Below are 11942 nucleotides of genomic sequence, written 5' to 3' on the forward strand. Positions count from 1 at the left end.
CAAGGTTTTAATTTTTTTGTTCGAAAGTTAATCTGGAAATGGCGTCTATTTTGCAGCGCGCGTACCCCTGCAGATAATATAAACCTGTGGCTCTGAATCCAGAATTTGTTCAACCAAATCATGACCTTGCTCAGTGCAAAAATGCGGAATGTCAATCACCGCCGCCGGATCATCGGCCAAGACACGCAAACATGCCCCCACAGGCAACGCCTGCAATCTTTTTCGGGCCTTTAGAACAGGCAGAGGGCAAAGCAACCCTGTGGCGTCCAATGTGTGATCATCGCTCATATCTTCCCCTAGCGCTAGATGTTTCAAAAGTCCACGCAGATGTTATGATTTGTAGGATGACGCAGAGCCTATTGCCCGCTAAGACAGGATCATGTTTGGAATAGATATCATAGACGCCAGTTTGGCCCCCGCAATGTTTGTTGCTCTGCTTGCAGGTGTAATTAGCTTCCTTAGCCCCTGTGTATTGCCGATTGTGCCGCCGTATTTGGCCTATATGGGGGGGATATCCATGCAGGATATGACCGGCAGGTTATCTGCGCGCCGCGCCACAATCATTGCCTCTATCTTCTTTGCATTGGGTCTATCGACGGTGTTCATATTACTGGGGCTTGCGGCCTCGGCCCTAGGGCAGGTGTTTTTGCAAAACCAAGATTGGTTCGCGCGCATTGCAGGGGGGGTAATCATCCTGTTCGGGCTACATTTCGTGGGGATTCTGCGCATACCGTTCCTATACAAAGAGGCGCGCCTGGATGCGGGCGATAAAGGCGGATCGGCCTTTGGAGCATATATTCTGGGGCTGGCCTTTGCCTTTGGTTGGACACCTTGTATAGGCCCAATTCTGGGCACAATCCTATCCGTTGCCGCCCAAGAAGACACGATCGCGCGCGGGGGATTATTGATGGCCACCTACGCCATTGGTTTGGGGCTGCCATTTATCATCGCTGCGGTGTTCATCAACCGTGCGATGGGCGTTATGAACCGGTTTAAAAAACACATGCGCAAGGTCGAAATTGCCATGGGCGTCTTATTGATCTGTATCGGTCTTGCCTTGGTTACCGGCGCGTTCAGCTCATTTTCCTTCTGGTTGTTGGAAAACTTTCCCTCACTTGCAGAATTTGGTTAATCGTTTAGGTGTAGAGCAAGGATATAACCAAAGGATCCCTCGTGCCCGCACCGCCCCATGAACATGATCATATAAAAAGGCGCAAGGTCTTCTATGTGCCGGGGTTTGATCCTATTTCTCCGCGACGCTACCGCGAATTATACCGCCGCGAGGCCGCATTGCAGGCCGAGATATCGCAATACTCCCTAACCCTATCAGCCCTAAAAACCCCCAAAGGCACCTTTGGATGGCAGGTGGGAACGCTAGAGCAGGGGAAAGAGACCCATGCGTTTTTCGAGGTTCTTACATGGTCAGATTTGGTAAAATCATCCATGAAGGTTTCGGTTTTAGGCACCTATATGGTGATGCTGAAAACGGTCTGGGTCTATCTGTCTACCGGAGCATTTAGACAGCTGACTAAACTGCGCCGTGGGCCGGTGGTTGCGGCGCTCTATCCGGTATTTGCATTGCTGCTACAGCTTATAATAGCTTGTTTTGCATCTGTTTTTCTGGCCTTTGTTGTGTCAAAATTGGCCCCGCCATGGGTGGGGGTGATCGTCGGGCTTGGGGCCGGTGTGTTGATCTTGCGGCAATTCAAAAAATTTGATCGCTATATCTATGCCTATTATCTGATGCAAGACTATGGCTATGCGGCACGAAGCTATGGCAAAAACCCTGCCGCCCTTGATCAGCGTATTCTTGAATTCGCCGATCGTGTTCAGAATGCGCTGTCGCAAGAATACGACGAGGTTTTGATTGTCGGCCATTCCTCGGGCGCGCATGTCGGGATTCAGGTCATGGCAGAGGTTCTGCGCAGGGGCTGCGATGCCGGCCCTGCGCTTAGCTTGCTAACCCTTGGGCATGTGGTGCCCATGGTCGGCTTCCTACCTCAGGCACACGAATTGCGCCGAGATTTACAATACCTGTCTACGCAGAAATCGATTACATGGATCGACATCACCGCCCCAACAGATAGCTGTAATTTTGCGCTGTGTGATCCGGTGTCGGTCTGCGTTGATGCCATTGGGGATAAAGTCTGGCCACTGGTTATTTCTGCACGCTTTGGCGACACAATCGATACGGATCGATTAGAAGAGATGAAACTACAGTTTTTCAAGCTTCATCTGCAATACCTATGTCATTTTGATACGCCAGATGCGTATGATTACTTCTTAATTACCTCAGGGCCAATCAGCTTAGCCGCGCGGTTTGACCAGCAGCCCTCTAGCCCGATGACCATTCGCAAACCTCTGTCAAATTTTCGAAATACGGCAAACTAAATGCGACCAAAAATCATACCGCCCAAACCCCGCACGCGCGCACAAAAGGTTCCTTTTTGGACACATATGCGCCTGTTCAAACGCGACATTTTCATGGCGCAGCCCCAAAGGCTGTATCGAGCGTGGATGGCAGAAATGCGCCTTCCTCGATATCGCTCCTATTTTGTGAATGACCCAAAGTTAATTAACTTGGTGCTTAAGGAGCGGCCGAGTGATTTCCCCAAATCCGAACTGATCAGCGCATCACTGGCCTCTTTGCTGGGGCGGGGGGTGTTTGTGTCTAATGGCGCGTTGTGGGAATCTCAACGCCGCATCATTGATCCCGCATTCGAGGGCGGACGCCTGCGCCACAGCTTTCATGCGATCCAACAGGCGGCACTGGACGCCACCACACGGATCACCCCAAATCAGATTGTGGATGTCGAAGCGCAATCCAGCCTGATCGCCGCTGATATCATTTTTAGAACCCTGTTCTCAATCCCGATCTCGAATCAGATTGCCGCGGATACCTACCGCGATTTCAAAACCTATCAGCGTGTTCAGCCGCTGATGAATTTAGGCGTATTGTTGGGTATGCGACGCATCATCCCATGGGTACAATCGCGCAAGGCCAAAAAGGCCGGGCGGGCCATTCGTCACCATCTAAGGCATCTAACAGATCTACGCCGCCAACAGATCGAGAAAAATACCGCACCAGATGACCTGGCCACCAAAATCATGACAACCCCAGATCCAGAAACGGGGGCCTGTTTTAGCCCAGAAGATATGGTTGATCAGGTGGCCATATTCTTTTTGGCGGGCCACGAAACCAGCGCTAGCGCGCTGTCTTGGGCGCTGTATTTACTGGCGCTGGATCCTGAATGCCAAGAGCGGGTGTATGCCGAGGTTTCCAAGGCCGCGACGGGCGATAGGTTAGAGTTCTCTGAGCTGAGCAATCTGGCCTATACACGCAATGTTTTTAAGGAAACCCTGCGCCTGTATCCACCTGTGCCGATGATGGTACGCGAGACCAGCGCGCCAGAGATCCTGCGCGAGCGTGCGGTCAAGGTTGGATCACAGGTTGTTTTGTCGCCATGGCATCTGCACCGCCACGAGCGCCTTTGGGATCGCCCAGACGAGTTTGATCCAGACCGCTGGGATAACGCCGAGACCAAGCGCTGTGCGCGTGATGCCTATATGCCCTTTTCAAACGGCCCGCGGGTTTGCCCCGGCGCTGGTTTTGCGATGATCGAGGGCGTTGTTTTGTTGTATTGGTTGGTGAAGACCTTTGAGATTCAGCAAGCCGATGATGTACCACCGATCCCTGTGGCCCATCTGACTGTTCGATCCAAGGATGGCATAAGGCTACGGTTTATTCCGCGCCGCTGATTTTCGACAGTTTGCTTTGATAGTGCTGCAGAATATATAGCCGCATGGCCGAGGCCAAGCCGCATTGAATACCTCGTTCTGCGTCTACGATTGCCGCCATTTGATTTAGGGTAAGGTCTTTTTCTTCGGCAATTTCACGAAAGGCTTGCCAGAAGGGATCTTCTAGGGACACGCTGGTGCGATGTCCCTTTAGGGTCAGTGAATGTTTCTTGGGGCGCGCGTTTTTTTCCATAGCTTGGTGTGGGCTGAAAACTCAACCTTGTCCAGCCAGATATTGGCCCAGATATGGGTGCTGTGAAACCGGAGCGGTTGGCTTACAGCAATCCTGCATCCAGTTTACCTTTGATCTCTTGGTATAGGCGACGGATTTCGCGCTCTTCAATATAGGCTTGTTCTGGTGTTAGGGCCGGTGCCTGAGGTGCTGGGGCCGAATTCGCTGATTTTTCGGCAGTATCTTTTTTCGAAGGTTTGGACCAAACGGGTGTTTTCAGCACCAGCGGGTTACCTGCTTCTGGTTGATCAGACTTTCTCAGTGGGATGTTCATTTTTCGCTCCTCTAGGACATTCAGATATGACGCTTACAAACTTAACCCCATCAATAAGGCGGGAATAAGATGCAACCAGACCTTAATTGTGACCAATTTCGCCAAATTGTACCTTTTCTGCCACAATTCACAGCGTCCCAGATCCCATTTCACAGGGGATTTTGGGTAAGCTAATGAAAAATATGGGAAAAATGGATCGGTGAAAATTCGATCAAATCTAAAATCGATAGAATTATTGTTAAATAATAATAATGCCGCTAGGAAGAATTACCTAGCGGCATTTGATATTTTCCGGAAAAACTGTGATATTTACGTGAAATTAACCCAGCATTGAAGATGAATTTCTACTTTGGGCCGATCATATCCTTGGGTTGTACGACCCGATCAAAGGTTTCCGCATCCACAAATCCAAGATTGATCGCCTCTTCTTTTAGGGTGGTGCGGTTTTTATGTGCTGTCTTTGCAACCTTGGTCGCATTGTCATAGCCAATCTCTGGCGCCAACGCTGTTACCAACATCAGGCTTTCCCACATCAAGGTTGAAATACGATCTTCGTCCGCTTCGATCCCATCAACACAGTTATCAGTGAAGGCAACGGAGGCATCGCCCAACAGCTGCATCGACTGTAGAACATTATAGGCCATCATTGGCTTATACACATTCAGCTCAAAATGGCCTTGCGACCCCGCAAAACCTACTGCGGCGTCATTGCCAAATACCTGTGCACAGACCTGTGTCAGGGCTTCGCATTGGGTGGGGTTAACCTTGCCCGGCATGATCGATGAGCCAGGTTCGTTTTCTGGCAACATCAGTTCACCCAAGCCACAGCGCGGGCCAGACCCCAATAGGCGGATGTCATTGGCAATTTTAAACAGACTGGCCGCCACGGTCTTCACCGCACCAGACATCTCCACCAAGGCATCATGCGCGGCCAAGGCTTCGAATTTATTAGGGGCCGTAACAAAGGGCAGGCCGGTGATTTCGGCCATATTCGCTGCCACCTCGACATCCCATCCCTTTGTCGTGTTCAGGCCGGTGCCCACCGCGGTGCCACCCTGTGCCAATGGGTAGATATTGATTAACGCATGTTTCACACGGGCAATGCCCTGTTCCACCTGAAAGGCGTATCCGCCAAATTCCTGACCCAATGTCAGGGGGGTGGCATCCTGTGTATGGGTCCGCCCAATTTTGATGATATCCTTAAAGGCCTCTGCCTTAGCTACCAATGCGGCGTGTAGTTTTTCTAGGCCGGGGATCAGCACATCATGGGCTGTCATGGCGATGCCGATATGCATGGCCGTGGGGAAGGTATCGTTGGAAGATTGCCCCATATTGCAGTGATCGTTCGGGTGTACAGGGGTCTTAGAGCCCATCTCACCGCCCAGTATTTCAATGGCGCGGTTTGAAACCACCTCGTTTGAATTCATGTTTGACTGGGTACCAGACCCAGTTTGCCAAACAACCAACGGGAAATGATCGTCTAGCTTGCCCGCCACGACTTCGCCTGCGGCTTCGATCATCGCGTTGCCAATTTCCGCATCCAGCTTGCCTGCGCGCAGGTTCGCCTGTGCACAGGCCTTTTTAATCACCCCAAGCGCGCGTACAATTGCAATCGGTTGTTTTTCCCACCCAATTGGAAAGTTGATCAGACTACGCTGTGTTTGCGCGCCCCAGTACTTATCTGATGGAACCTCTAGAGGGCCAAAACTGTCGGTTTCTGTGCGGGTATTTGCCATTGTCACTCTCCTTAAATATCCCCGCGCTTATAGGGGGATGGGGGGCGAATGACAACAATGTCGAACCTTAGGACTTGCGAAAGCTATCGAGGCTGACCACATCGGCGTCTTTGCGCAGGTCGCTCTCGTCATCCTCTATCTCGATCATGGGGCTCTCGTCGTCGACGGGGGTGTTTTCATTGCTGGCGTCATCGGCAATATCTTCGACTTCGAAACGCAACCCAAATTCAACTGAGGGATCCACAAAGGTGCGAACAGAATCCCAAGGAATCACCAAGACCTCTGGGCTATCGCCAAAATTAAGGGTGACAGTAAAGCCATCCTCTAGAACCTCTAGGTTTTCATACCAATGCTGTATGACCACGGTCATTTCTTCGCTATAGCGTTCGCGCAACCAGTCAGCGATCTCTACTTCTGGGTGATTTGTATCAAAAGTTATGAAAAAATGGTGCTCTCCGGGCAATCCGGTCTGGGCAATCTCTTCGAGCAATTCAATCATCAGGCCGCGCATTGCGCGGTGCATGAGGTAGTTGTAATTGATTGCATCGGCCATTGTGTTTCCTATTTTTAAGCGCCTAATTCAGCTATCAATTACATTAAACACACCAAGTTGCAATTTATGAAATGCGGAATTTTGATTATTGGCGGCTTCGCGACCTTTGGGCAGGGATATATTCATCAAGGGGCGGATCGCATTAACGCTTGGGGAAAGTGCAGGTTTCTGTTGCCAGGTACCTGCGAACCCCGCTTAGGCCAGCAGGCCTAAGGCTAAGTTTTCCAATTTTTGGAACTGCTTACGCAGCTACAGCCATCGGTGCTTTGTTGTCATTTGCAACTAGCTTAAGTGGGTCGATAACAGCGACACCGCACCGGGCAAAAGCTAACATCTTTAGACGTCCGTCGATCCTATTTCGACCCCATGCGCCCCCAAATGAAGGGTGATTGGTGGAGTCGCCGGGTACCGCCCCCGGGTCCGATCCGCTTATTACATGCGCGTTTATTACCATAGTTCCCGAGGGAACAGAATATATATAGGGGTTTGTGAACCCAATAGAAAGGTTTATCGCCAATATTTTCGACAGGGCGTGCCGATTTAGGCTCTTGATCAAGTTTTTTTTTGTGAGGAATTGTGAAGCGAATCTTTTTCTTTATGGCGGTAATAGTTCTGTCGTTTCTATCTGCTGGATTGTGGGTCGCCGATTCTATATGGAAGGCCCATTCAAACGCGTCCGAGCAAATATATCGCTTGCTGATCTTGGATCTAAAGGCCGGCGCAGCCCAGATTAATCTCATACGCCATAGTGACCAGTTAGAGAAATATCATAGTGGCGATATCGAGACGCTTCGGGATTTGAACGACGCTATCATCAGCTTTAACGAGCTAGAAATCAGTTCAGATTGGGTTAGCCGCAGGTTGCTTTCCTCGCCTGAGGAACTTGTACAAAAACAAAAATTCGCATCGCAAACGCGCAGAATGTCAGTCATCGTTGAACGCCTTATTAACGCTGAAACTTCATTAGACATTGCTTTCTATAGCGATTCCCTCGCTAATCAGCTTAAATATATTTTGCTAGGCGATAGCGAGGCACGCTTACACGAAGAGCAATTAGCGATCGAAGAGTTCCACGAACATATCGATACTATCGCTTGGTTGTCGGTGATTTTACTGGCGGGGATCCTTGGTCTGATCTGGTTTAAAATGATTGCACCAACCTTGGAAAAACAAGAGCATATCAACGCCAAATTGCGCGAAAGCGAAATCAAGGCATTAGAAATTGCCGATATTGCAAATCAGGCCAACGATTCCAAAGATCAAATGTTAACGGTGCTTAGCCATGAATTAAGAACCCCGTTTAATGCGTTGATCGGATATAGTGAAACATTAATGAATGAACAGCTGCCTGCAAAAACGCGTGAGGCCGCCGAAAGCATACTGGAGAACAGCGTTGTTCTAAATGAAATGCTGGATGGGCTGGTCGATATTTCAGATAAGCAAGGTTTCGAGAATTTTAACGTTCACAACTATATGAATTCTGTACGTCAGCGCCAACAGCAACGGCGCGCAAAGAAGAATGATGCGCATTCCTTTACTCTGCCAGAGGGGCTGAAAATCCTGATCGCCGATGACAATAAAACCAATCGCACTATTCTTACCACTTTGATCAAACGTATGAAAGGAACGGCAACAGTTGTCGAAGATGGCGTGGATGCTGTTTCTGCATATAAAGAACAAGGCTTTGATCTATTGCTTCTGGATATCGCAATGCCAAACAAGCGGGGTGATCAAGCATTGATTGATATTCGACAGCACGAGAAAGACAACGAATGCGCGCCAGCTGTGGCGATTGCTGTCACTGCAAATACGCTAGAGCATCAGCGCGATACATACCGCAGGGCTGGGTTTAATGACATCATGGCAAAGCCAATCAGATTTGCGGGGATATCAAAGGTCTTGGAAGGCTATTATTCGAAAGTTCCCCACAACTAATTTAAAAATCAGCGCTTGGGGGTGTAAGTAGATGGCAGCAAAACTTGGCGATAGACCAAGGTAACCAAAAGAAAACTGATATAGAGCAACAGATACCATGACCCAAGCTTGCCCAATCTGACCAATTCGAATTGCGATTGCCCTGCATAGATCCAGGTGCCGGTTACTGTGCCAATGTTTTCGGCCAGCCACAGGAAAAACGCTGCAAAAAATGCCGCCAGCGGCATGGGCATCCAATATGCGCGGGGGCCGATGTAAAACCAGATCTTGGTTCGGGCGAATATAACCACCGTTGCGACGAACAGTGCTATGCGAATGTCCACCCAAAAATGGTGCCAGAAAAAGTTCCCATAAATCGCAGACGCCAATACCACCGACATCCAAAACGGCGGGTAGGGTGCAAATTTCATATCGAAAACTCGAATAACCCGTGCAATGTAACTGCCGACCGAGGCATACATAAATCCTGAAAACAGCGGAACCCCCGCGATTTCAAAAAATCCCTGATCAGGGTAATCCCAGGACCCCATATGCAGTTTAAAAACTTCCATAACGGTGCCCGTGATGTGGAACAGAAATATTACTTTGGCCTCATTTTTGCTCTCTAGTTTTGAAACTAACAAAAATATCTGCATTGCCAGCGCAAAAATAAATAACGCATCATATCTGGAAAGTGCCCAATCATCTTGCCAGAAAATCGCGCTCAGAATGATTGCAATCAGTAATATTGCGCCAAACAGGCAGGCCCATGCTTGCTTTAGCCCAAACATAATAAACTCGGACAAGCGATGCGGTAGCTTTGCGCGCATCCAATTCCCCAAATGGCGCTCAATCTCCAGATTGTTCTTCTTACCATCCTCGCGCATCAGAAAGCAGACCTCAGTCCAATCCCCGCACCAAAACTGGTGCTGTCATACAGCACAACATTGGATTTGGTGCGTGTAGCAGTCAAATGGATCGAGGGCGAAAACCCAAAATAGCTCACACCCGACAGGGTGAATTCTGCCTTGGCGCGGGCATAAGCATCCGATCTTTTCACACCGGTAAACCCAAGTTGCCTAAATTCACGCGTGCCCAGATCAAGGGAGAGCCGCGCCTTGCTGTTGAGAACAGCCTTAAAGGGGCTGTAATGTAGGGATGCCCCGAAATTATATTGGTCCTGCGCATTTGAATCTGAACGCGCGTCATTTAGATAGGGGCGGATTTCAAACACACCCTTGCCCGGAAGGGCGCGAACATAGCGGGTGTTAATTGAAAGCGTTGTCGTGTGTTTGGCGCTGTCGCTTTGATGTAAACTGCGCGATAGACCAAATGTGAAATCGAGATTTTGTGTGGGATTGATCCGTTTTCTATAGGTACGGCTGATCGATGCCTGATGTTGATAAGGAACCTCACTATACCACGCGGCATTCACGCCAATTGTATCGGTGATTTCCAGTGATTTTTCGATTATGGCGCGCTTGCGGCGAAGCCGTACACCGATGTTGGTATATCGAAAATCACGCCCCCTAAGATCGGTACCTTTGTCATCAGTAATCAAGGCTTCGCGGTGAAAAAGGTTGAATCCGATTTGCACCAGATTGGTTCGGTTTTGCCAGATCCGGTAATCAGAGCCGATCCCAAATGATATCTCTGCACCAGGCAAAGGCTCTGTGTCGTTTAGGGTAAAGGGCAGGCCGTATAGGATGATGGTGGTTTCTTCGGTGCCATTGTTGATGTTGTCACTTGGTTCGATGGCAAAACTCAGGCGCGTAGACCATGGGCTTAGCTGGCGGATGCGTTTGAATTCCTGAATGCGCTGTGCGCGCAGTTGGTCTGTTGGGGCGCTGTTAATTGCACGGCGCATCCACAGTTTGGCGCGTTCGAATTTCTGGTCCCGCGCAAGGCCGCGTGCCGCAAGGGTTGCAGCAGTAAAACGCCCCACCTTGGTCGCACTTGTTTCCGCGCGGTAGGCGCGTTTGGCATAGGGCAGGGCTTTTTCTATCTGACCTCTGGATGTGTGAACAGTGGCCAAAATCAACAAGGCCTGTACATCGTTTGGATTTGATTTGATTAGGGTATGGGCAATTTGGGTGGCCAATTCGAAATCTCGATCCAGCAGGGCCTTCTGTGCGGTTTCATGCGTTTGTACCGCCCCCATCACACCAGTATCGCGAGCAGATATGTTGCCCGTCCCTAGAACAAGAAATACAAGCGCGGCGCATCCGGTTTTTATGGATGCGCCGCGCAAATGGCGAAGTATAGCGTTCATTGTTGAATTGTTTCCTAGGGATCACAGATTAGGCTTGGGTTTCCAGCAACACAGTCGGCGACAAAAATGCCCAGCTCTTGCTCGTCATTAATGGTCACATCTACTGCGCCCACGGCCTCGGATGCGTTTGGCCCGCCAACCGCGCCTTTGTAATCACCGTCTCCTAGAACCGTACCACCGGCATCATATGCCGTGACTGTGCCCTCGGTGAATATCCCGCCGGTTGTCATATTGGATTCGTTCAACACCAGCGTATCGGCAAGGGTCGGCACAAAGCCATACAAAGCATCGGCCTGTGTAACGCTGCGGTTCTCAATCAAGCCGGTGACCTTTTGGTTTTCACCAAATTCCACCTGAAGGGTTGCATCCCCTTCAACCAAGGCCACACCACCACCTTCGGTATTGACGATCGCCCCTGCATAGCCACCGGTGAAATTGGCATTTCCCGTTGCAGGCATATTAGAGCCACCGTTTCTACTATAGGCGGCGATATAATCCCCGCTGCCAACATAATCGCCCGTGGCATTCAAATAACCTACTAAGGCTCCGCTGGTGCTTTCCCCATAGGTGGCATAGTAAATGACACCCTGTTCTTGGAAATCATTGGTAAAGGCCAAAAGGTTACCACGGTCATTACCTGGATCACGGACATAGGCGTTGTTCCCATCGAAATCGCCGCCAACCAATGTCAGAATATCATCAGAATCATCCACTGTGCCCTGATCATTGAAAGATGCTGATGTAAAATCAAAAGCAAAGGAGTTTTCCTCTGAGGTCAGGCTGTCATTGCCATCGCCGGTGCCAACTGTGCTACACCCGTTTAATCCGCCGCTTACTGGGCCACAGGATTGTTCATCTGAGCCAGAGCACCCCAAAAGTAAAAGCGAGGCAGATACCCCGAGAAGAGAATTTTTTATGTAAGACTGCTGCATTTTTCTGCCTTTTTTGTGTGATGATTGAGAATAAATCACGTTTATGTCAACAGATTGGCGGCGTGCAGATTACCTTTGTTGCCATGGAACAACAGCTTTTGACGGTGATTGCGCCCCAAACGATCTCTGAAAAAACCCGCTACGGGCTGATTGGAAAACTCCATCACACATAGCCATGTATGATCGCAAAAACCCGTATAAATTGTTGATCGTATCTGGAGGCTCCTATAC

The 11942-nt window shown here is 49.7% G+C and carries 13 protein-coding genes and 1 other RNA gene; 4 read left to right on the plus strand and 10 right to left on the minus strand.

Going from position 1 to position 11942, the window contains the following annotated elements; genetic code table 11:
* Nucleotides 1–45 precede the first annotated feature (45 nt).
* On the minus strand, nt 46–288 hold the full coding sequence (locus QQL62_RS01880) for a sulfurtransferase TusA family protein (RefSeq protein WP_284375639.1): 243 nt from the start codon (nt 286–288) through the stop codon (nt 46–48).
* 91 nt (nt 289–379) lie between these two features.
* Between QQL62_RS01880 and QQL62_RS01885 the strand changes: the two genes are divergently transcribed.
* Genes QQL62_RS01885 through QQL62_RS01895 form a run of 3 tightly spaced genes read left to right on the plus strand, consistent with a single transcriptional unit; the run spans nt 380 to nt 3759 of the window.
* Nucleotides 380–1132, plus strand: coding sequence for a cytochrome c biogenesis CcdA family protein (locus QQL62_RS01885; protein WP_284375641.1), 753 nt, complete (start codon nt 380–382; stop codon nt 1130–1132).
* Nucleotides 1133–1173: 41 nt separating this feature from the next.
* Nucleotides 1174–2391 (plus strand): hypothetical protein, encoded by a 1218-nt coding sequence (locus QQL62_RS01890; protein ID WP_284375643.1) that lies wholly within the window; start codon nt 1174–1176, stop codon nt 2389–2391.
* The gene (locus tag QQL62_RS01895) at nt 2392–3759 is read left to right on the plus strand and encodes a cytochrome P450 (RefSeq protein WP_284375644.1); all 1368 of its coding nucleotides are present in this window, start codon (nt 2392–2394) and stop codon (nt 3757–3759) included. It abuts the gene before it with no gap.
* Here the strand turns inward: QQL62_RS01895 and QQL62_RS01900 are convergent.
* The 5 genes from QQL62_RS01900 to ssrA form a co-directional block, all read right to left on the minus strand.
* On the minus strand, nt 3743–3991 hold the full coding sequence (locus tag QQL62_RS01900) for a ribbon-helix-helix domain-containing protein (protein ID WP_284375645.1): 249 nt from the start codon (nt 3989–3991) through the stop codon (nt 3743–3745). The two genes, QQL62_RS01895 and QQL62_RS01900, sit on opposite strands and share 17 nt — an antisense overlap.
* Nucleotides 3992–4073: 82 nt before the next feature.
* The gene (locus QQL62_RS01905) at nt 4074–4304 is read right to left on the minus strand and encodes a hypothetical protein (protein ID WP_284375646.1); all 231 of its coding nucleotides are present in this window, start codon (nt 4302–4304) and stop codon (nt 4074–4076) included.
* A gap of 344 nt (nt 4305–4648) precedes the next feature.
* On the minus strand, nt 4649–6040 hold the full coding sequence (gene fumC / locus QQL62_RS01910) for a class II fumarate hydratase (RefSeq protein WP_284375647.1): 1392 nt from the start codon (nt 6038–6040) through the stop codon (nt 4649–4651).
* A gap of 67 nt (nt 6041–6107) precedes the next feature.
* Nucleotides 6108–6593: an SspB family protein gene (locus tag QQL62_RS01915; RefSeq protein WP_284375648.1), complete on the minus strand. Its 486-nt coding sequence runs from the start codon at nt 6591–6593 to the stop codon at nt 6108–6110.
* Between the two features lie 157 nt (nt 6594–6750).
* Nucleotides 6751–7101: a transfer-messenger RNA gene (gene ssrA, locus QQL62_RS01920) on the minus strand.
* A gap of 89 nt (nt 7102–7190) precedes the next feature.
* Between ssrA and QQL62_RS01925 the strand changes: the two genes are divergently transcribed.
* The gene (locus tag QQL62_RS01925; RefSeq protein WP_284375649.1) at nt 7191–8528 is read left to right on the plus strand and encodes a hybrid sensor histidine kinase/response regulator; all 1338 of its coding nucleotides are present in this window, start codon (nt 7191–7193) and stop codon (nt 8526–8528) included.
* A gap of 8 nt (nt 8529–8536) precedes the next feature.
* Here the strand turns inward: QQL62_RS01925 and QQL62_RS01930 are convergent, their stop codons facing one another.
* From QQL62_RS01930 to QQL62_RS01945, 4 genes are read right to left on the minus strand one after another with little or no spacing between them, the layout of a single operon-like run.
* Entirely contained in the window at nt 8537–9337 is an 801-nt protein-coding gene (locus QQL62_RS01930) for a DUF817 domain-containing protein (protein WP_284375650.1), read from the minus strand.
* A 56-nt stretch (nt 9338–9393) separates the two neighbouring features.
* Complete coding sequence (locus QQL62_RS01935) at nt 9394–10779, minus strand: tetratricopeptide repeat protein (RefSeq protein WP_284375651.1); 1386 nt, start codon at nt 10777–10779, stop codon at nt 9394–9396.
* 14 nt (nt 10780–10793) lie between these two features.
* Nucleotides 10794–11711 carry a hypothetical protein gene (locus QQL62_RS01940; protein ID WP_284375652.1) on the minus strand — a complete coding sequence of 306 codons (918 nt, stop codon included), beginning with the start codon at nt 11709–11711 and terminating at the stop codon, nt 10794–10796.
* Between the two features lie 41 nt (nt 11712–11752).
* Nucleotides 11753–11875, minus strand: coding sequence for a hypothetical protein (locus QQL62_RS01945; protein WP_284375653.1), 123 nt, complete (start codon nt 11873–11875; stop codon nt 11753–11755).
* Between the last annotated feature and the right edge of the window lie 67 nt (nt 11876–11942).

The sequence above is a fragment of the Amylibacter marinus genome (genome assembly GCF_030160015.1).
In the GTDB taxonomy this organism is placed as follows: Bacteria; Pseudomonadota; Alphaproteobacteria; order Rhodobacterales; family Rhodobacteraceae; genus Amylibacter; species Amylibacter marinus.

Excerpts from the sequence above, each read along its gene's own strand:
- QQL62_RS01880 (WP_284375639.1), bottom strand. The coding sequence starts at position 288 with ATGAGCGATGATCACACATTGGACGCCACAGGGTTGCTTTGCCCTCTG.
- QQL62_RS01885 (WP_284375641.1), top strand. The coding sequence starts at position 380 with ATGTTTGGAATAGATATCATAGACGCCAGTTTGGCCCCCGCAATGTTT.
- QQL62_RS01895 (WP_284375644.1), top strand. The coding sequence starts at position 2,392 with ATGCGACCAAAAATCATACCGCCCAAACCCCGCACGCGCGCACAAAAG.
- QQL62_RS01900 (WP_284375645.1), bottom strand. The coding sequence starts at position 3,991 with ATGGAAAAAAACGCGCGCCCCAAGAAACATTCACTGACCCTAAAGGGA.
- QQL62_RS01905 (WP_284375646.1), bottom strand. The coding sequence starts at position 4,304 with ATGAACATCCCACTGAGAAAGTCTGATCAACCAGAAGCAGGTAACCCG.
- fumC (WP_284375647.1), bottom strand. The coding sequence starts at position 6,040 with ATGGCAAATACCCGCACAGAAACCGACAGTTTTGGCCCTCTAGAGGTT.
- QQL62_RS01915 (WP_284375648.1), bottom strand. The coding sequence starts at position 6,593 with ATGGCCGATGCAATCAATTACAACTACCTCATGCACCGCGCAATGCGC.
- QQL62_RS01925 (WP_284375649.1), top strand. The coding sequence starts at position 7,191 with ATGGCGGTAATAGTTCTGTCGTTTCTATCTGCTGGATTGTGGGTCGCC.
- QQL62_RS01930 (WP_284375650.1), bottom strand. The coding sequence starts at position 9,337 with ATGCGCGCAAAGCTACCGCATCGCTTGTCCGAGTTTATTATGTTTGGG.
- QQL62_RS01935 (WP_284375651.1), bottom strand. The coding sequence starts at position 10,779 with ATGAACGCTATACTTCGCCATTTGCGCGGCGCATCCATAAAAACCGGA.
- QQL62_RS01940 (WP_284375652.1), bottom strand. The coding sequence starts at position 11,711 with ATGCAGCAGTCTTACATAAAAAATTCTCTTCTCGGGGTATCTGCCTCG.
- QQL62_RS01945 (WP_284375653.1), bottom strand. The coding sequence starts at position 11,875 with ATGGAGTTTTCCAATCAGCCCGTAGCGGGTTTTTTCAGAGATCGTTTG.